General features: G+C 63.8%; 17 protein-coding genes, 6 tRNA genes and 1 riboswitch. Of the genes, 7 read left to right on the top strand and 16 right to left on the bottom strand.

Annotation, left to right across the window (positions count from 1 at the left end; translation table 11 throughout):
• Window positions 1-216: 216 nt before the first annotated feature.
• Complete coding sequence (locus AC13FW_RS03215; protein WP_482988173.1) at window positions 217-582, bottom strand: DUF6164 family protein; 366 nt, start codon at window positions 580-582, stop codon at window positions 217-219.
• A 61-nt stretch (window positions 583-643) separates the two neighbouring features.
• Here AC13FW_RS03215 and AC13FW_RS03210 point away from each other — a divergent pair, with 61 nt between their 5' ends.
• Both AC13FW_RS03210 and AC13FW_RS03205 read left to right on the top strand, forming a co-directional pair.
• Window positions 644-1,075: an FKBP-type peptidyl-prolyl cis-trans isomerase gene (locus AC13FW_RS03210; protein WP_482988172.1), complete on the top strand. Its 432-nt coding sequence runs from the start codon at window positions 644-646 to the stop codon at window positions 1,073-1,075.
• Complete coding sequence (locus AC13FW_RS03205; protein WP_482988171.1) at window positions 1,059-2,288, top strand: TIGR03862 family flavoprotein; 1,230 nt, start codon at window positions 1,059-1,061, stop codon at window positions 2,286-2,288. Before AC13FW_RS03210 ends, AC13FW_RS03205 begins: the two co-directional genes overlap by 17 nt.
• 151 nt (window positions 2,289-2,439) lie before the next feature.
• Here AC13FW_RS03205 and AC13FW_RS03200 read toward each other — a convergent pair whose 3' ends face one another.
• The 5 genes from AC13FW_RS03200 to AC13FW_RS03180 form a co-directional block, all read right to left on the bottom strand.
• Complete coding sequence (locus AC13FW_RS03200; RefSeq protein WP_482988170.1) at window positions 2,440-4,062, bottom strand: FMN-binding glutamate synthase family protein; 1,623 nt, start codon at window positions 4,060-4,062, stop codon at window positions 2,440-2,442.
• Window positions 4,063-4,093: 31 nt separating this feature from the next.
• A complete protein-coding gene (locus AC13FW_RS03195; protein WP_482988169.1) occupies window positions 4,094-5,383 on the bottom strand; it encodes a nucleotide sugar dehydrogenase in 1,290 nt (429 codons plus the stop codon).
• A gap of 22 nt (window positions 5,384-5,405) precedes the next feature.
• Window positions 5,406-5,492 (bottom strand) — tRNA-Leu (locus AC13FW_RS03190).
• Window positions 5,493-5,573: 81 nt separating this feature from the next.
• Entirely contained in the window at window positions 5,574-6,986 is a 1,413-nt protein-coding gene (gene hemN, locus AC13FW_RS03185; protein WP_482988168.1) for an oxygen-independent coproporphyrinogen III oxidase, read from the bottom strand.
• A gap of 85 nt (window positions 6,987-7,071) precedes the next feature.
• On the bottom strand, window positions 7,072-7,455 hold the full coding sequence (locus AC13FW_RS03180) for a group III truncated hemoglobin (RefSeq protein ID WP_482988167.1): 384 nt from the start codon (window positions 7,453-7,455) through the stop codon (window positions 7,072-7,074).
• Window positions 7,456-7,629: 174 nt separating this feature from the next.
• Between AC13FW_RS03180 and AC13FW_RS03175 the strand changes: the two genes are divergently transcribed.
• Both AC13FW_RS03175 and AC13FW_RS03170 read left to right on the top strand, forming a co-directional pair.
• Window positions 7,630-7,917 carry a hypothetical protein gene (locus tag AC13FW_RS03175; RefSeq protein WP_282266568.1) on the top strand — a complete coding sequence of 96 codons (288 nt, stop codon included), beginning with the start codon at window positions 7,630-7,632 and terminating at the stop codon, window positions 7,915-7,917.
• A complete protein-coding gene (locus tag AC13FW_RS03170; protein ID WP_482988166.1) occupies window positions 7,914-9,005 on the top strand; it encodes a 4Fe-4S dicluster domain-containing protein in 1,092 nt (363 codons plus the stop codon). The genes AC13FW_RS03175 and AC13FW_RS03170 overlap by 4 nt, the downstream gene beginning before the upstream one ends.
• Window positions 9,006-9,235: 230 nt before the next feature.
• On the opposite strand, the gene AC13FW_RS03165 is transcribed toward AC13FW_RS03170, so the two are convergent.
• Window positions 9,236-9,309, bottom strand: a tRNA-Cys gene (locus AC13FW_RS03165).
• 72 nt (window positions 9,310-9,381) lie between these two features.
• Window positions 9,382-9,457: transfer RNA gene (locus AC13FW_RS03160), tRNA-Gly, on the bottom strand.
• Between the two features lie 241 nt (window positions 9,458-9,698).
• Here AC13FW_RS03160 and AC13FW_RS03155 point away from each other — a divergent pair.
• From AC13FW_RS03155 to pnuC, 3 genes are all read left to right on the top strand, one after another.
• Window positions 9,699-10,835: a phosphotransferase enzyme family protein gene (locus AC13FW_RS03155; protein ID WP_482988165.1), complete on the top strand. Its 1,137-nt coding sequence runs from the start codon at window positions 9,699-9,701 to the stop codon at window positions 10,833-10,835.
• A gap of 43 nt (window positions 10,836-10,878) precedes the next feature.
• A riboswitch (TPP riboswitch) is annotated at window positions 10,879-10,974 on the top strand.
• Between the two features lie 69 nt (window positions 10,975-11,043).
• A complete protein-coding gene (locus AC13FW_RS03150; RefSeq protein ID WP_482988164.1) occupies window positions 11,044-13,218 on the top strand; it encodes a TonB-dependent siderophore receptor in 2,175 nt (724 codons plus the stop codon).
• Entirely contained in the window at window positions 13,215-13,811 is a 597-nt protein-coding gene (pnuC, locus tag AC13FW_RS03145; protein ID WP_482988163.1) for a nicotinamide riboside transporter PnuC, read from the top strand. The genes AC13FW_RS03150 and pnuC overlap by 4 nt, the downstream gene beginning before the upstream one ends.
• A 136-nt stretch (window positions 13,812-13,947) precedes the next feature.
• Here the strand turns inward: pnuC and AC13FW_RS03140 are convergent.
• The 8 genes from AC13FW_RS03140 to kdsB form a co-directional block, all read right to left on the bottom strand.
• Window positions 13,948-14,023, bottom strand: a tRNA-Gly gene (locus AC13FW_RS03140).
• A 57-nt stretch (window positions 14,024-14,080) separates the two neighbouring features.
• Window positions 14,081-14,156, bottom strand: a tRNA-Gly gene (locus tag AC13FW_RS03135).
• Between the two features lie 60 nt (window positions 14,157-14,216).
• Window positions 14,217-14,292 (bottom strand) — tRNA-Gly (locus AC13FW_RS03130).
• A 48-nt stretch (window positions 14,293-14,340) separates the two neighbouring features.
• Window positions 14,341-14,955: a CDP-diacylglycerol--glycerol-3-phosphate 3-phosphatidyltransferase gene (pgsA, locus tag AC13FW_RS03125; RefSeq protein WP_482988162.1), complete on the bottom strand. Its 615-nt coding sequence runs from the start codon at window positions 14,953-14,955 to the stop codon at window positions 14,341-14,343.
• A gap of 7 nt (window positions 14,956-14,962) precedes the next feature.
• A complete protein-coding gene (uvrC, locus tag AC13FW_RS03120; protein ID WP_482988161.1) occupies window positions 14,963-16,810 on the bottom strand; it encodes an excinuclease ABC subunit UvrC in 1,848 nt (615 codons plus the stop codon).
• Entirely contained in the window at window positions 16,807-18,222 is a 1,416-nt protein-coding gene (locus AC13FW_RS03115; protein ID WP_482988160.1) for a hypothetical protein, read from the bottom strand. The genes uvrC and AC13FW_RS03115 overlap by 4 nt, the downstream gene beginning before the upstream one ends.
• Window positions 18,219-18,710, bottom strand: a complete 492-nt coding sequence (locus AC13FW_RS03110; protein WP_482988159.1) for a low molecular weight protein-tyrosine-phosphatase — start codon at window positions 18,708-18,710, stop codon at window positions 18,219-18,221. The genes AC13FW_RS03115 and AC13FW_RS03110 overlap by 4 nt, the downstream gene beginning before the upstream one ends.
• Window positions 18,707-19,480, bottom strand: coding sequence for a 3-deoxy-manno-octulosonate cytidylyltransferase (gene kdsB, locus AC13FW_RS03105; RefSeq protein ID WP_282270592.1), 774 nt, complete (start codon window positions 19,478-19,480; stop codon window positions 18,707-18,709). The genes AC13FW_RS03110 and kdsB overlap by 4 nt, the downstream gene beginning before the upstream one ends.
• Window positions 19,481-19,496 lie beyond the last annotated feature (16 nt).

The raw sequence follows: 19,496 nt of genomic DNA, 5'->3' as shown, positions 1-19,496 counted from the left end.
CCGGAGTGTAGTGCCGAGCCATGCTCGGCAGGGGCGTTCCCGGTCAAGCCTCAGCCGAGCATGGCTCGGCACTACAGGTGAAGCTTCTGCCGACACGTGAACGGGGTTTGTAGGAGCGGCGTAAGCCGCGAAGCCGGCAATGCCTGAAGACCCCAAAGGCCAACCCTCCCCAACCATCCCCTCCTCCTGCAGAGCAAGGGAGGGAGCTGAGAGCCCTCACCCCCGCAGCAGGAAGTACGGCAGCAGCACCAGGGCCGAGACAACCACCATGCCCAGCAGCACCGCCAGCACAAACAATGGCCGGCGCCGCAACATCGAACCGAACGTCTCCGCACTGCCGTCCCGTAGCGCGGCGGCGCGCTCTTCACGAACGCGCTGCCCGCGTTCAGCCTGATAGCTCGCCATCAGGGTTTTCGCGCGCGGCAGATCATCGTTCTCGCGCAGCCAGATGCCGCCATTGGAAATACCCCAGGGACTGGGTTCAGTTCGGTACCAGGCGATGCCGTTGCGATCGAGCAGTTCGCCGACCTCGGCGCTTTCGTCGTCGCCGACATTACGTAGATTGAGCAGCAATTTGGCCATGCCGCAATGATACCCGGCAGCGATGCGCTACCCTGCACGCCCCTTTCCAACGGAGCGCGCCATGCGTCGTCTGTTCATCCCGCTGCTGCTGTCCCTGCTGGCCGCCGGCTGCACCCCGCCGGGCCCGCCTCCGGGTGGCACCATTGCCAAGTTCGAGCAGATCGACACCCAGCCCGGCACCGGTGCTGAAGCCATGGCCGGCAGCAAGGTCAGCGTGCACTACACCGGCTGGATCTACGACGAGCGCAAGGCCGACAAGCACGGCGAGAAGTTCGACAGCTCGCTGGATCGTGGTGAGCCGTTCAGCTTCAATCTCGGTGACAAGCAGGTCATCCGTGGCTGGGACGAGGGCGTCGCCGGCATGAAGGTCGGTGGCAAGCGCACCCTGATGATTCCTGCCGAATACGGTTATGGCAACCGTGGCATCGGGCCGATCCCGGCCGGCTCTTCGCTGGTATTCGATGTAGAACTGCTCGATGTCAAACCTCGCTGACAAGACCGTTGCCGTCATTGGCGGCGGCCCAGCCGGCCTGTTCGCCGCCGAGCACCTGCGTGCCGCTGGCCTCACGGTCAACCTGTACGAGGCCAAGGGCTCGCCTGGGCGCAAGTTCCTGATCGCCGGCAAGGGTGGACTCAACCTCACCCATTCCGACCCGCGCCCGCTGTTCGACAGCCGCTACCGCGAACGCCAGGCTGAAGTCGCCACCTGGCTGGACGGCTTTGATGCCGATGGCTTGCGCCATTGGGCGCAGGGGTTTGGCGTGGAAACCTATGTCGGCAGCTCCGGCCGGGTGTTTCCGGTGGACCGCAAGGCCGCGCCGTTGCTACGTGGCTGGGTACGCCGACTGAAGGAACAAGGTGTGCGTTTCCACGTGCAGCATCGCTGGCTGGGCTGGAACCCGGATGGCGGCCTGCGCATGGCCACCGCCGATGGCGAGATCGCTGTTCGCGCCGATGCCACGGTATTGGCGCTGGGCGGCGGTAGCTGGCCGGAGCTGGGCTCTGACGGCAGCTGGATGCCGGTGCTGCAGGAACGCGGCGTCGATACCGCGCCGCTGCAGTCGGCCAACTGCGGCTTCGACATCGACTGGACTGCGCACTTCCGCGACCGCCATGCCGGTGCACCGATCAAGCCTGTCGTTGCGCACTGGACCGATCTGCAGGGACAGCCGCAATCGCTGCAGGGCGAATGCGTGGTCAGTCAGTACGGCATTGAAGGCAGCCTGATCTACGCGCTGGCCGCTGATCTGCGCGAAACCCTCAATCGCAATGGTGCGGTGACGCTGGAACTGGATCTGGTACCCGGCCGCGACGAAGCACGCCTGCTCGCCGATCTGGGCCGCGCCCGCAAGGGCCGCAGCTTCGGCGAACACCTGCGCCGCGCTGCCGGGCTAGATGCAGCCAAGGCCGGACTGTTGTTTGAAGTGCTGGGCAAGGATGCCGGCAATGATCTTGACGCTGTCGCACGCACGCTCAAGCGCCTGCCCTTGCGGTTGCTACGGCCGCGACCGATGGCCGAAACCATCAGCACGGCTGGCGGCGTGAAGCTCGAAGCGATGGATGACGGGCTGATGCTCATCGCGCAACCAGGCGTGTTCTGCGCCGGTGAAATGCTGGACTGGGAAGCCCCCACCGGCGGCTACCTGCTGACCGCCTGCTATGCCAGCGGCCAGCGTGCCGCAGAAGGTGTGATCCGCTGGCTGTAGTGCCGACCCATGGTCGGCAGCGGCTTCCGGTAACGCCGCTCCTTGTAGGCGCGGCGTAAGCCGCGAAGCCGGCGATCAATCAGATCGCAAACTAGCCTGCAACTTCGCTATTGCCTGCTTCGCGGCTTACGCCGCTCCTACAAAAACCTGATCAACGCATCTTGCTGGTACGCAACGCCGCAATCCGGGCCGGCGGAGAGAACGAATCACTACGCGCCTCGGCCCAGTACTCACGGAACACGGTGTGCTCGGGCACCTTGTTCAACAATTCGCCTGGTCCCAGATAGCGGTACAGGCTGGCAAGTGAGCGGATCTCCACCGGCGATACGCGACGCAGGATGTGTTCCGGGCCCAGCTCGGACGGATCGTGCAGACCAGCAGCACCAAGCAAGTCGCGCAGCGCGCGCATCGTGTTCTGGTGGTAATTGAATACGCGCTGGCCCTTGTCGACCGGCTCCAGATGCCGCCAGCGACTCGGGTCCTGGGTGGCAATGCCGGTCGGGCATTTGTCGTTGTGGCAGCTCAGCGACTGGATGCAACCCAGCGCGAACATGTAACCGCGCCCGGCATTGCACCAGTCCGCACCCAAGGCGATGGTACGGGCGATATCGAACGCTGTGGTCACCTTGCCTGCCGCCCCCAGGCGGATGCGGTCACGCAGGCCAAGCCCGACCAGGGTGTTGTGCACCAGGATCAGTGCTTCGTTCATCGGTACACCTACGTGATCGATGAACTCGGCCGGCGCGGCGCCGGTGCCGCCTTCGGCACCATCGACCACGATGTAGTCCGGCAGCATTCCGGTTTCCTGCATCGCCTTGGCGATGCCGAACCATTCCCACGGATGGCCGATGGCCAACTTGAAACCAACCGGCTTGCCGCCGGACAACCCGCGCAGACGCGCAACGAACTGCAGCAGCTCAATCGGCGTGGAGAATGCCGAATGCTTGGAAGGCGATACACAGTCCACGCCCATCGGCACACCACGGGTGGCGGAGATTTCGGCACTGACCTTCGCCGCCGGCAACACGCCGCCGTGTCCCGGCTTTGCGCCCTGCGACAGCTTGATCTCGATCATCTTGACCTGATCGGAGCTCGCATTCTCGACAAAGCGCTCTTCGCTGAAGCGACCATTTTCATCACGGCAGCCGAAGTAGCCCGAACCGATTTCCCAGACCAGATCACCACCGTTTTCACGGTGATACGGCGAGATCGAGCCTTCGCCGGTGTCGTGGCAGAAGCCGCCCATTTTCGCGCCCTTGTTCAGCGCGCGGATCGCATTGGCCGACAAGGAACCAAAGCTCATCGCCGAGATATTGAACACGCTGGCCGAGTAAGGCTTGGCGCAATCAGGCCCGATCAGCACCCGGAAATCGTGGTGCGCAATGCTGGTCGGCGCCAGCGAATGGTTGATCCATTCGTAGTCCACCGCATAGGCACTGCGCAGCGTACCGAATGGCACCACATCCATTTCGTTGCGCGAACGCTGGTAGATCAGCTGGCGTTGCTGGCGCGAGAACGGCACGTCCTCCAGATCGCTCTGCACGAAGTACTGGCGGATTTCCGGGCCGATGGACTCGAAGCCGTAGCGGAAATGCGCCAACACCGGGTAGTTGCGACGCAGCACACTGCGCCGCTGCAACACATCCCAGGTGCCCAGCACCGCCATCAGGCCGAACAGGCCAACGCCCCAGTACCAAGCGGGCCAGTGGGTAGCCAGCGCCAGTGATACTGGCAGCAGGATCAGTGCCAGCACATAAACCAGATAACGATGCATTACCGTCCTCGAACAACACGGATGGCGGATTCTACAACCGGTCGTCCACCACTTGCCTCGGCCAGGCCGATTTCACGTCGTAGACCACCATGTCCGGCACACCCAGGGCACGGATCCGGGCCTCGTCGAAGGCACGGAACTGCTGGTGCGCCACGGCCAGAACCACCGCATCGTAGACACCTTGCTGTGGCGCCTTCACAAGCGCTACACCGCCCATGTCGTGCGCGTTGCGTGGATCGGCCCAAGGGTCGAAAGCGTCCACCTGTGCGCCGGCAGCGGCCAGCATCTGTACCAGATCCAGACCACGGCTGTTGCGCAGGTCCGGGCAGTCCTCCTTGAAGGTCACCCCAAGCACCAGCACGCGTGCGTTCTGCAACGGCTTGTTCCGGACTTCCAGCAGGCCACGCACGCGGGTGACCACATGCGCCACCACACGGTTGTTGACCTGGCGCGCGGTGTGGATCAGGTCCGGGTGGTAACCCACGCTCTCGGACTTGTGCAGCAGGTAATAGGGATCAACACCAATGCAATGCCCGCCAACCATTCCCGGCCGGAACGGCAGGAAGTTCCACTTGGTGCCTGCCGCTTCCAATACATCAAGAGTATCGATACCGAGCTTGTCAAAGATAAGCGCCAACTCGTTGACCAGCGCGATGTTCACATCACGCTGGATGTTCTCCACCACCTTGGCCGCCTCCGCCACGCGCAGCGACGATGCCGGCCAGGTGCCGGCGGTGATGATGCGCCGATACAGGGCATCCACCACCTCTGCGGCCTCGGGCGTGGAGCCGGAGGTGATCTTCTTGATATCCGGCAAACGCCGCTGGCGATCACCTGGATTGATCCGCTCCGGGCTGTAACCGCAATAGAAATCCTGGTTGAAGCGCAGCCCCGAGCCCTGCTCGAGCAAGGGCACGCAAACCTCTTCGGTGGTCCCCGGATACACGGTGGACTCGTAGATCACCAGGTCACCGGGTTTGAGCACCGCAGCGATCAACGTGCTGGCACTGCGCAGCGGCGCAAGATCGGGCTGCTCATACGCATCGATCGGCGTTGGCACGGTGACGATGAAAACATTGCGTGCCGCCAGATCGGCCTTGTCGGCGGTGTAACGCGCCAGCGCGCCAGCGGCGAGCTCGGCGTCATCCAGTTCCAGCGTATGGTCATGCCCTGCCTGCAATTCGGCAACGCGGGCGGTATCGATGTCATATCCCAGGGTATCGAGCGTCTTGCCGAACTCGACAGCCAATGGCAGGCCAACATAACCCAGCCCGATGATGGCAATCTGCGGCGCTGCCGCGGCGGTGATCTCGGCGCTCATGCCATCCCCTGAGGTTGCGAACTGGTGCCCGGAGCCGGAATCGAACCGGCATGGCCTTGCGGCCGGCGGATTTTAAGTCCGATGCGTCTACCAGTTTCGCCATCCGGGCATCGCAATAGCCTGCCTGATTGCGGCCCAATTGTGAATCGCGAATATTGGCAGGGGCGCTGAACCCGCCACTAATGTGATCTCAACCAATGGCGCGCGAGTAACGCGCAGGCTGCTGTGCAGCCTTCAAATAGCGGTCAAAGCACATGGCTATCAGGCGCAACAAGGGCCGCCCCTGTTCGGTCGCGGCGACCACGCCATCCTCGTAACTGGCCAGACCGTCGTCCTGCAGGTGCTGCAAGGCAATCAGTTCCTCGGCGAAATAGACATCAAAATCGACACCATGCCGCCGCGCCAGCGCGCGGCCATCCACGCTGCCATGGCACATCAGCTGCTGGATCAGTTCAGCACGCAGCAGGTCATCGTCGTCCAGCTCCAGTCCGCGCCATACCGGCACACCGCCTTCGGCAATCTTTGCCTCCCAATCCTTGAGGTCGCGTGGGTTCTGGCTGTAGCTGCTATCGATATGGCTGATCGCACTGACGCCCAACCCCAGCAGGTCACTGTCAGCGTGCGTGGTATAGCCCATGAAGTTGCGATGCAGGCTACCCGCACGTTGCGCACGCGACAGGTCTTCTTCCGGCAACGCGAAATGATCCATGCCAATGTACTGGTATCCGGCGGCTGACAATCGCTCGACGGCGAGCCCAAGCAGCGCCAGCTTCTGCTCCGGATCAGGCAGGTCGCGGTCCTGTATCTGTCGTTGCGCCTTGAACATATGCGGCAGATGCGCGTAGCCGTAGATCGCCAGCCGATCCGGACGCGCGGCTATCACGGTGTCCAGGGTTCGGCCAAACCCGGCCAGCGTCTGCAGCGGCAACCCGTAGATCAGATCCACATTGACCGAACGCATGCCATGATCGCGGCAGGCCTGGATGATGGCCATCGTCTCATCCACGTCCTGCACGCGATTGATCGCCTGCTGCACCTGCGGGTCGAAGTCCTGGATACCCAGGCTTGCGCGATTGAAGCCTAAGTCTGCCAGCACACCGATGTCGTCGACGCTCACCGAGCGCGGATCCAGTTCGATCGAGAAGTCGCGCGCGCTGCCGTGGCTGAAATTGAACAGTTTCTCCAGTCCGCCAATCAATCGACGCAGCTGTGCAGGCTCCAGGAAATTGGGTGTGCCACCGCCCAGATGCAGCTGCACGACCTCGCGTTCGCGCGCAAACAGCGGCGCAAGCCAGTCCGCCTCAATCAGCAGCTGATCGACATAGCGTTCGCCCTTGCTGCGGTCGCGGCTGATCACGCGATTGCAGCCACAGTAGAAACACGGGCTGCTGCAGTACGGCACATGCACATACAGCGACATCGGCCGCCCCACCGCGTTGCTGCGCGCCACCGCCGCACAGAACTGCGCCTGCCCATAACCATCATGAAAATGCGGGGCGGTTGGATAGGACGTATAGCGTGGACCCGGCCGGTCATGCCGGCGCAGCAGGTCCGCGTCGAAGGTCCAGCCCAGGGCATTTGAGGTTGGCAGCGGCATGTTCATGGCGCCAGCTTGCCCCCGCCAAGGCATCACCGCCTTGAGTTAGATCAATTCACCTATTCATGAACGGGCCCAACCCGGCATCCGTTCAGAGTATCGGGAACGAAGGGGCGTGGTATCGACGCCAGATGGCGCCGGCCACCCGTCCGGCCGCCTCATCGGCCAACGCCTGCATCGTCGGGTTGCCCAGCTCTGCCGTGGTCTGTGCAAACAACGCCAGCCAGCGCTCGAACATCGGCCACTCCAGCCCGGGAATCGCCAGGTGCTTGGGCATCGGTGCGCCATTGAAGCGCGAGGTTCCACGCAGCAGGGCCGACCGGAAATCAATCAGCTGCAGCAGATGGGTCTCCCAATCGTGCACCCGTGCCTCGAATATCGGCCCAAGCACCGCGTCCTCGCGCACCCGCGCGTAGAAGCGCCGCACCAGCCGGTCCACCTCTTCCTCACTGCAAACATCCGGCCCAGCCCGCACAACCCACCTCCTGTCACCTGACCAAACCAACGGCGCCCCGCCCTGCTTGATCAGGATCAACGACGCCCATCCGCACACCCCCTAGCCTTGCACACTGGGCTGCCAGCTGCGGCCATACCGCCGAGCCGCCCACCCGATTCTATTCCTTCGCCACGAGGCACCCAGGAATCCACAATGACCGCTTCTGCCGACGCCAGCACCCGCCGCTCACTGCCAATGATCCAACGCCTGGGCGCCGTTGTGTGGCCCAGCTTCTTTACAGCGGCAGTGATGTCGGCGGTGTTTTTTGCATTCATCGACCCGCTGGAACTGCAGCAGATCAGCTTCCCGCAGCACGTGATCAGCCGTGAAGTTGGCTATTCGCTGGGCTTCTTCATGTTCTGGGCGGGCACGTTGTGCGCGTGCGGGGTGACCGCGCTGCTGATGCGCCCGGCAAGCGAGCAGGAGGAAGTCTTCGAATGAACCCGGTGCGCGGCATCGGCGAAGCCAGCGCCGGCATCGCCCGCAAGCGCGACAGATTCCGCCAGTTCACCAGCTTGGCAATGCTGGCTGCGTTCTATGGCCTGCCTTGGCTGCACTGGGGCGGCAAACCCTGGTTGCTGCTCGACATTGATGCGCGCCAGTTCCAGGTTGCCGGTATTTCGATGCAACCGGAGCAGTCATTGCCGCTGCTATGGTTTGCGCTGGCCGCGCTGGCCCTGCTCTGCCTTGCCACGAGCCTTTACGGGCGTCTGTGGTGCACCTATGCCTGCCCGCAGACGGTGTTGACCCGCCTGTTCCGCAGACTGACCCGCCTGACCGACTTCAAAGGCAGGGCGAAGCCATTGGCAACACCGCTTAGACACGCACTGTGGGCGGCGATCTCGCTGTGGACCGGCATCAGCTTTGTGGGCTACTTCACGCCCATCGGGGAGCTCGCGCAGGGCTTGCTCACGCTTACGCTCAGCGGCTGGGAATTCTTCTGGATCAGCTTCTACGGCCTGGCGACCTGGGCAAACGTGGTGTACCTGCATGAACAGGTCTGCAGCTATCTCTGCCCCTACAGCCGCATACAGCCATTGATTGCCGATGCGCGCACGCCCTGCATCCAGTACAACGCGCCACGTGGGGAGCCCCGCGGCGAACGCGGCCAGGACAACGCCAGCGTATTGCATCGTTCACGCGGCCTGCTCGACGCAAGCACTGCGGCCGACTATGTATTCCGCGCCGCCCACCCAGCCATTGCCGGCGCCATGCCCAAGTTCAGCCCGGTCCACCTCGGAGACTGCACCGATTGCGGCGCCTGCGTTGCCGCCTGCCCGATCGGCCTGGACATCCGCAATGGCCGCTCCAGCAGCTGCATCGAATGCGGCAATTGCATGGACGCCTGTGACGATGCAATGGCCAGCAAGCACTACCCACTGGATCTGATCCTTCGCGCCCGTCCGGCAAACGATGGCGATGCCGTCATCTCTGGACTGCGAATCAAGCCACTGGCGTTTGCCGGCATCGCGCTACTGTGCAGCGTGCTGGCGATACTCACCGCCGCCAGCATTGCAGGGGCGGCGTAAGCCGGAAGGCTCAAGCGCAGGGCGTATTGCATGGTGATCGGTATGCCCACAACACCCCGCGGAGCCCAGCCGATAGCGATGGGCGATTTGGTGCAGCGATACCATGCTCTGCACTCGATAGTGCGCGGCAAACTGGGCGCCTCACCGCCGAATCCCGATAACCCGGCAACCAGCGACAAATCACAGGAAACAAAAAAGCCCCGATCTCTCAGGGCTTTTTGCTTGCTACATGGAGGCCTGGGTCGGAATCGAACCGGCGTACGCGGATTTGCAATCCGCTGCATAACCACTCTGCTACCAGGCCAAACTACTGCACCGCCGAAGCATTAAACCGCCTCGACATGAAAAGACCCCACTGCGGGGGCCCTTTCCGATTTGGAGCGGGAAACGAGACTCGAACTCGCGACCTCAACCTTGGCAAGGTTGCGCTCTACCAACTGAGCTATTCCCGCGGTGTGGGCGAATCATACAGACTTCGGCAGGGCCGCGCCAGCGCTTTTTAACAATTCCTTTCACATGGCTTGTCTGGCTGTCGGCGTTGGATCTTTAATCCCTGTAGAGCCGAGCCATGCTCGGCTGGCGCTTTACCGGGAAGGCCCCTAGCCGAGCATGGCTCGGCGCTACATTCAGCAGCCTTGGCGGAGCTGACGTACCATCGCGCCTCCCTCGTATCACCTGTCCCAGCCTGTTCCGATGATCCAGCAATCCCACCGCGTGCAAGGCCTGAACAACGATGAAGTGGCTGCTGACTGGCCCGCCATCAATGCGACCGAGCTTGCCTGGCTGTGCAATCGCTACCCGCAGCTGGACGCTGACAGCACTATCCTCTGGCACAGCCCGCGGCCGATGTCGGCCGCCGCGATTGTCCAGGGCCAGCACGGCAGGGTCTTCGTCAAACGCCATCACCGGCTGGTGCGCAGCGCCATGTGCCTGCAGGAAGAGCATCAATTCATCACCCACCTCGCAAGTGCCGGGGTTCCGGTTACCCAGCTCCTGCGTGGCCACGATGGTCAGACCGCCATTGAGCACGGCGATTGGACCTACGAACTGCACGCCGTAGCCGACGGCCAGGACCTGTACCGCGACGCCCCCTCGTGGACGCTGTTGACCGAGACCGAACGCGCCCGCGCTGCCGGCCGCATGCTGGCCACCCTGCACCGCGCTTCAGCCAGCTATCACGCACCCCAGCGCAGCACGCATCTACTGGTCGCCCGTGATGATCTGATCCGTAGCGAAGACCCGATCGCCGCACTCAAGGCCGATCTGCACAACCGCCCCGGACTGGCCCGTTACCTCGCACGTATCCCTTGGGAGCAGCAGTTGCGGCGCAGCGTCCTGCCCTGGCATGCCGGACTGCCCGCGCGCCTGCAGACAGAACCGCAGTTGTGGGCGCACAACGACTGGCACGTCTCCAACCTGCTGTGGGGCCACGGCGACAACGCGATGCAGGTCAGCAGCGTGCTCGATTTCGGACTGGCCTCTCCCACCAGCGCCCTGTTCGACCTGGCCACCGCTATCGAACGCAATGCCGTGGCCTGGCTGGAACTGGAGCGTGGCGCCGACGCGGTACGTATCGATATCGCATTGGCCCTGCTCGACGGCTACCGCGAGGTATTGCCTCTGTCGGCCGAACGGGTACACCTGCTGGCCGACCTGCTGCCAATGGTGCATTTCGACTTTGCACTTTCCGAAGTCGAGTATTTCGAAGGCGTCACTGGCTCCACCGCGAACGCCGATGTCGCCTGGCAGCCATTCATGCTCGGCCACCCCGAATGGTTTGCCAGCCAGCATGGCCACGCCTTGTTGCACGCCCTGCACGCGGCCGCCTGAAGCGGCCCGACTCGCAAATCGTTCGCATTTGTAGTGAAATGGCGCCCTGAAGCGGGGGTGCCTGGATTTGCCAGGCTGAGAGAGTCCCTTGGAACCTGATCCGGTTTGCACCGGCGTAGGGAGCTTTGAGCAGCAGCCGTAGCGCCGTCATTGGCGCTGCGCATGCGCGCCTTCGCTTCGTCTCCCTTGTTGCCTGAAGACGAATCGAATGAACCGCTGCCTGCGCCCCACGTTGCTGTCTCTCGCCCTGAGCACCGCCCTGCCGCTGTACGCCAGCGACACCGGTCTTGACGCTGCTGCCGAACACTCCCCGACCGAACTGGCCGCCGTGCGCGTGCAGGCCCGCCAGCCGGACGCGGACAACTCCCGCGCCAACAGCTTCGGCAGCGCCGACTGGAAAAGCACGCCTGCATCGATGAACGTGCTGGACCGCGACTTCCTCGACCACCAGCAGGTGCGCTCGCTGTCCGAACTGGCCAGCAATGACGCCTCGCTAGGCGACGCCTATGCCCCGGTCGGCTACTACCAGAACGTTGCGATCCGCGGCTTCGCGCTGGATACGGCCACCGGTTACCGCTTCAACGGCATGTCGATTGCCGGTGAACAGCGTCTGGCGCTGGAGAACCTGCAGTCGGTGGAAGTGCTCAAGGGCGAAGCTGGCCTGGCGGCCGGCGTGATGGCGCCGGGCGGCATCATCAACTACGTCGGCAAGCGGCCGGCCGAAGTACGCACCGTCACCCTGGGCACCGACAACGAAGGCTCGCGCTATGCCGCCATCGACGTCGGTCATTGGCTGACCCCGCGCATCGGCCTGCGCTTCAACGCCGCCTGGGACGACAGCAGTTCCTATATCAAACATGCCGATGGCCGCCGCAATTTCTATTCGCTGGCGAGCGACTGGCTGATCGGCGAGCGCGGCAAGCTCGAAGTCGATGCCAACTACCAGACCAGCGCGCAGCGCTCGGCCTCCGGCTACCAGTTGCTGGGCGCGAGCAAATTGCCGACCGGCGTGGACCGTGAGCAGTTGCTTGGCTACCAGCCGTGGCAGCAGCCGGTTGGCATTGCCAGCACCAATATCACCGCGCTGCACACCTACGATTTCAATGCCAATTGGCAATCCCGCGTTGCCGCCAGCCACAGCCGCACGGTGATCGATGACAACGTCGCCTTCGCCTATGGCTGCTACTACGCCGCCGAATGTGCCGATGGCAGCGTGCCGGGCAATTACTTCGCCCCCAACGGCGATTACGACATCTACGACTACCGCAGCCCGGACGACACCCGTCGCAACCAGGAGCTGCGCGCCGAGCTGCGCGGCAACTTCGACACCGGCAGCATCGGCCATCAGCTGACCGTGGGTGTGGACCAGTTCCGCCGCACCGTGGACAAGCGCCGCAACGTCAACGAATATGTCGGCACGGTCAATATCCACGACAAGCAGCTGCCCGTGTTCGAGCCCTCGCCGCTGATGCCAGGCGCGTCCGCACGTCGCCTGGACAGCCGCCAGACCGCCGTCTTCGCGCTGGACCGCATCCAGCTCAATGAAGACTGGCAGTGGCTGGCCGGCGGCCGCTACGTGCGCCTGGACGAACGCGCCTACGACAAGCGTGGCAACCCGCAACGTCGCAGCCGCCTGTCGCGCTTCCTGCCGCAGACTGCGGTGATGTGGAAGGCCAGCGACAGCATCAACGCCTATGCCAGCTATGTCGAAGGCATCTCGCTGGGCCAGGAGGCACCGTTCTGGACTGCCAATGCCGACACCTTCCTGCCGGCAGTGCAGTCACGGCAACTCGAAATCGGCGTGAAGTATTCCAGCAGCGAGCAGCTGACGCTGGGCGCGGCACTGTTCCGTACCACCCAGCCCTACCAGTACGCAAAGCCCGACAGCAGCGACGTCGGCTACACCTTCGTCGAGGAGGGCAAACAGGCCCACGTCGGCCTGGAACTGACCGCCAACGGCCAGCTCACCGATACACTGCAGATCGTCGCCAGCGCCAGCGTATTGCAGGCACGTGCACGCGATACCGGCACGCCAAGCTACGAAGGCCACCAACTGGTCAACGTTCCCAAGCTGCGCACCAGCGTGCACCTGAGCTATGCGCTGCCCTTCGTTGAAGGGCTGGACCTGACCGGCGGCTGGCGCTACGCATCGGCCAATACCGCACGCGCTGATGGCGCGGTACGCGCACCGAGCTACAACCTGTTCGATGCCGGCCTGCGCTTCCAGCACCAGTTGCAGGACCACGCAGTGAGCTGGAACCTGTCGGTGGACAATCTCTTCAACCGCTTCTACTGGCGTGACACCGGCAGCAGCATGGGCGATTACTACCTGTTCCCGGGCGCACCGCGGCAGGCACGCGTATCGGTGAGCGTCGCGCTGTGAGCAGCGCAACGCTCGAATGGTCGGCCGCGCTATGCAGCATCCTCGGCGTCTGGCTGATGGCGCAACGGCGGATGGTCGCCTGGCCGGTCGGCCTGTTGTCGGTGGCACTGTATGCACTGGTATTCGCCGAAGCCAAGTTGTATTCGGACACCCTGCTGCAGCTCGCCTTTGCCGTTTTCCTGGTCTACGGCTGGATCAACTGGCGGCGCCATGCCGCCGACGAAGGCAGCGTGCGCATCGTGCCCTTGTCACGCAGCAAGATGCTGCGTGACCTGGGCATCGGTTTGCTTGGCGGCATCGCGCTCGGTGCCGGCATGCACAGCTTCACCGATGCATCGCTGCCATGGCTGGACGCGATACTGACCGGATTGAGCCTGGTCGCACAATGGTGGCAGGCACGCCGCCATACCGCCACCTGGTGGCTGTGGATCGTGGTCGACGTGGTGTACGTGGGCGCGTATCTGTTCAAGTCACTGCATGTGACCGCGGCGCTGTACGTGTTCTTCCTCGGTCTTGCTGTGATCGGGCTGCGTGCATGGAGTGCAGCGGCCCACACACCCACTGCGGAACCTGCAGCGCACGCCGCGCGCTGAGCAGCGTCACGCATTATCAGCTGCTGCCGATATCGGCAGCAGCTGGCTGAAAGCAAATCGCGGACAACAAAAAAGCCCCATCAGGGGCTTTTCTTTGTTACCTGCAGATATCACATGGAATCTTCAGGTCTTTATCTGGAGCGGGAAACGAGACTCGAACTCGCGACCTCAACCTTGGCAAGGTTGCGCTCTACCAACTGAGCTATTCCCGCGGATTGAATGCAGCACCTGCCGAACAGAGCACCAACATTCGAGATGTATCGCAAGACTGGAGCGGGAAACGAGACTCGAACTCGCGACCTCAACCTTGGCAAGGTTGCGCTCTACCAACTGAGCTATTCCCGCAGGCTTGCTACATCTATTTACTCACCGAACCAAGAATGAACATGACTCGATGCTTGAAACTGGAGCGGGAAACGAGACTCGAACTCGCGACCTCAACCTTGGCAAGGTTGCGCTCTACCAACTGAGCTATTCCCGCTTGGGAGGCGAAATTCTACATGCATTGGCCGCAGTGTCAACAGCCTGTTCACTTTTTGGATGCGCTATTCCTTGCGGCTTTTTCGTCTTCACGCAGGCTCGGCCAGGCAGCTCGCAGGTACTGCAGCGCAGACACCAGAGTCAGCAAAGCGGCGATGGCCAACATCCAGTCACCAATGTGGAAAACCGGCTCACCCATCCAGATGGTTTTGTACGAGGTATTGGGCGACACCGAGTACAGCAGGCACAGCAGCGCCACCATCTGCGCGGTGGTCTTGACCTTGCCGATCATCGCCACCCGCACCTTGGCGCGCTGGCCGATCTCGGCCATCCACTCGCGCAACGCCGACACCGCGATTTCACGGCCGACGATCACCGCCGCCCAGAACGCCATCCACGGCGTCGGGTGCCCCTGCACGATCAGGAACAAAGCCACCGCCACCATCAACTTGTCCGCCACCGGGTCCAGGAATGCGCCGAACGCCGAATGCAGCTCGTACTTGCGCGCCACCCAGCCGTCCAGCCAATCGGTGATCGCCGCCAGGCCGAAAATCGCCGCCGAGGCGAAATTGGTCCAGGCGTAGGGCAGGTAGAACACCAGCACCAGTACCGGGATCATCAAGATCCGCAGCAGCGTCAGCCAGGTGGGGATGGTCAATTTCATTACAACATTACTCCGCCGCCGGATCGGGTACCGACAGACCATGAAGGTTAGCGTAGATACGCGCAGCGAGGGCGGCGTTGATGCCTTCCACGCGTGCGATTTCAGCCTCGCCCGCCGCCTTCAAGCCGGTGATACCGCCAAAATGCTTGAGCAGGCTGGCGCGCCGACGCGGGCCGATACCGGGAATATCCTCGAGTTTGCTGGTCATGCGCGCCTTCTGGCGACGCCCGCGGTGGCCGGTAATGGCAAAGCGATGGGCCTCGTCACGCACCTGCTGGATGAACTGCAAGGCCGGTGACGCGGCGCCGGGGCGCAACTCGCGGCCATCGGGCAGCACCAGTGCTTCATGGCCGGCACGGCGCTCCACGCCCTTGGCCACGCCCACCAGCATCACCCCTTCCACGCCCAGGTCAGCCAGCGCTGCCTGTGCCTGCGCCAACTGTCCGGCACCACCGTCGATCAACAACACGTCCGGCAGCACCCCACCCTCTTCCACCGCGCGGCGGAAACGTCGGTCGATGGCCTGGCGCATCGCGGCGTAATCGTCGCCCGGCTCGATGCCGCTGATGTTGTAGCGCCGGTACTGCGCGCGCACCGGGCCGGCCGCATCAAACACCACGCACGAGGCCACCGTAGCCTCGCCCATGGTGTGGCTGATATCGAAGCACTCCACGCGCTTGACCGGCTCGGCCAGGCCCAGCATCTCGCGCACGGCCTCACTGCGCGCCTGCTGTGCGCCCGCACTGTCCATCTCGGCGACCAGTGTGATCTGCGCGTTGCGACTTGCCAGTTCCACGTAGCCGGCGCGTTCGCCGCGCACGTTCCACTTCAAGGCGACCTTGCGCTCGGCCGATGCGCTCAACGCGGCCTCGATCATCTCCGCATCCGGAATCTGCCGATCCAGCAGCACTTCGGCGGGCGGCTCATGTTCGACGTAATACTGCGAGACAAACGCCGCCAACACTTCTTCGGCACTGTCTTCGCCATTGGTGCGCGGGAAGAACGCGCGCGTGCCCAGATTGCGGCCATCGCGGAAGGCCAGCAGCATCACGCAGGCGCTGGCACCCTGGGTTGCACAGGCCAGCACGTCCAAATCAGCTGCGCGCCCATCCACGTACTGGCGGTTCTGCATGCTGCGCAACGAAGCCACCAGATCACGCAAGCGCGCGGCGCGCTCGAACTCCAGCGTGTCGCTGGCCTGCTGCATCGCCTGCATCAGTTCTTCGGCGAGCTGATCGCTCTTGCCTTCCAGGAACATCGCCGCGCGCCGCACCGATTCGTCATACTCGGCCTGTGGCACCAGCTCCACGCAGGGCGCGCTGCAACGACCAATCTGGTACTGCAGGCACGGCCGCGAGCGGTTGCGGAACACGCTGTCCTCACAGCTGCGCAGCTTGAACAGCTTGTGCATTAGGTTCAGCGTTTCGCGCACCGCGCCCACGCCCGGATACGGCCCGTAATAGCGGCCCGGTACCGCACGCGGGCCACGATGCAGCGCGATCCGCGGCCACTGCTCGCGGGTCAGCAGCACCTGCGGGTAGGTCTTGTCATCACGCAGCGAGACGTTGTAACGCGGGTTCAGCGACTTGATCAGCTGGTTTTCGAGCAGCAGCGCTTCGGCCTCGGTGCGGGTCACGGTGACATCCATCCGTGCCACCTGCGACAGCATCATCATGATGCGCCGGCTCTTCGGCGAGCCGTTGAAGTAGCTGCCCACGCGCTTGCGCAGCGCGCCGGCCTTGCCCACATACAGCAAGGTGTCATCGGCAGCGTACATCCGGTACACACCTGGTGCGGTACTCAGTGCCGCAGCGAAGGCCTTGCCATCGAATTCATTGGCAACTACGGCGGTCATCCTTCAATCGGCACTTCACTCAGTTCGCCGCTGAGTGGATCAAAACGCAGCACGGCGTGCGCATCGGCCTCGGCAATCCAGATGGCACCGGCCGCCACAGCCAACGCGGCAGGGCCATGCAGACGACGCGGCAGATTGACGGTCGAAAGGTCACCACCACCCAGCCGCAAGGTACGCAGCGAGCCATTGCCTGCATCAGCGATCCACAGCAGCGGCGAATCCGGCCCCATCGCCAGTGCCAACGGGTACTGCAGTCGTGCGCGCAGGCGCGGGCCATCGACATTGCCCGACTCCCATGGGCCCTGCCCGACCAGGGTCTGCACCAGGTCGCCACGCAGCTGCACCGAACGGATCGCCGAACCCAGCGAATCGCAGACGTACAACGTCTGCTGGACCGCAACCAGACTGCTGGGCTGCGCGAATGCGGCCAGATGACCACTGCCATCGCGCACTTCCATCGGACCAGCACCCGCCCGCCAGCGCAGCTCGCGCGTGCCCAGGTCATAGCTCCAGATGTGGTTGTCACCGGCCATCGCGATGTGGACCTGGTTATCCGCCACCGCAACTGCCGCAGGGTAATTGAGCGTGCTGTCCCAGGGCTGGGCCAGCACGCCAGCACGCGGATCCCCGGCACGGCCATTGCCGCACAAGGTATCAACCTGCCCGCTGATCAGGTTGATGCTGCGCAGCGCATGGTTGCCGGTGTCGGCCACATAGAGGATCTCGCGCACCAGGGCCAAGCCCTGTGGGCGATTGAAGGCCGCCTCGCCGGTGCCGCCATTGATCAGGTCGGCACTTCCCAGGCCGAACTGACGCAGAACGCGGCCGTCATGATTGCACTCGATAATTCGATGGTGGCCGGTGTCGGCCACGTACAGGCGATCTGCCGTGGCTACCAGTCCGCCCGGGAACAGCAGCGGCAGACGTGGCTCGGCGTTTATCTCACGGGCGCCGTAGGCATCGTCGTCCAGCGGACGCATCACGCCTTCGCCCAGGCTGTTCAAGGCCCGCTCCAGATCACCAGTCGCGCCCACCAGCCGCTCCTGCTCCTGCCCGTATGCATCGAGCAATAGCAGGGTTGGCCAGGACTGCACATCAAACCGGCGCCAGGCATCCCACTGCGCATCCAGCACGATGGGGGCGCTGATGCCCTGCCTGCGCAGCAGCTTCAAGGCCTGCTGCGGTTCGCGTTCGAATTCGAAGCGCGGCACTTGTACCACCAGCAGCTGCACCCGACCGGGGTTGCGCGCCTGCCAGCGCATGACCTCGGCCAGCCGCTGCACGCACCACACCGAGGCACCATTGACGAAGGCCAGGACCAGCGGGCGACCACGCATGTCCTGCAGGGTCGCAGGCGCTGCATTCAGCCAGATAGCGGACGTGGGCAGTTCCGTTGCGCGGTTTTCGTTCATGCAGGGATTATGCCGGAGTCGTCGCGCCGCGACAGGCGGCGCACTGTGGCCTGGGCCGCAGTATCGAGCAGCGCCCAGCTGTGTTCGAAATCTCCCATATCACCGTAATAGGGATCGGGAACCACATCTGCCCCGTCGATGCCTTCCCACGGCAGCCACAACACCGCGCGCGCCTCGAACCCGGCCGGCGCCAGCTCCCGGGCCTCACGCAGATTGTCGGCATCCGCACACAGGACAAGGTCGTATTCCTCGAAATCCTCGGCCAGCAGCTGGCGGGCCCGCTGGGCGGCTATGTCCACGCCATGCTGGCGGGCACAGGCAACGGCACGCGGATCGGGGCTGCGCCCGGCATGCCAATGGCCCGAGGTTCCAGCCGAATCGACCTGCACCCAACTGCCCAGCCCCGCCTCGGCAATCCGCGCACGCAAAGCGCCTTCGCCCATCGGTGAGCGGCAGATATTGCCCAGGCAGACCACCAGCAGCTTCATTGCCCCGCCCTCATCCGCGCCTCGGCGCGATGCAGGTCTTCCGGGGTGTCGATCCCTGGCGGGAACGGTGCGGGCGACAAGCCCACCGCGATACGGAAGCCAGCCTCCAGCACCCGCAGCTGCTCCAGCGATTCGATCTGCTCCAGATTGCCGGGCGGCATGCCGGCAAACTGCTGCAGGAAACCGGCCCGGTAGCCATAGATGCCGATATGCCGCAGCCACTGTCCTGCTGGCAGTACATCGCGACTGGCGGCGAAGCCATCGCGGTGCCACGGAATCGGCGCGCGGCTGAAGTACAGGGCATCGCCCTGCGCAGTCCGCACCAGCTTGACCACGTTGGGATCGAACAACGTCGGTGCATCCTCCACCAGCGTTGCCAGCGTCGCCATCGGCGCGCCGCTGTCGGCAAGAATTGTCGCCACCGCCTGGATTCCCTCGGCCGGGGCGAAGGGCTCATCACCCTGCAGATTCACCACGATCACATCGTCGGCCCAACCAGCCTGACGCGCACATTCGGCCAGACGGTCGGTACCGGAGGCATGCGCGGGGTCGGTCATCGCCACATGGATGCCGGTCAATCCCGCCACCGCTTCCGCAATCCGCGCGTCGTCGGTAGCCACCCACACCTCGCGGGCGCCCGCGTCCAACGCGCGACGCGCCACGTGCAGCACCATTGGCTCCCCGGCGATCAGCGCCAAGGGTTTGCCCGGCAAGCGGGTGGAGGCATAGCGGGCCGGAATGGCCACCACGAATTCGGGAACCCTGCTCATCTCAACTCCTTCCAAC

The organism is Stenotrophomonas sp. 21LCFQ19, assembly GCF_056861425.1.
This window is presented reverse-complemented; position numbering and strand designations above follow the sequence as displayed.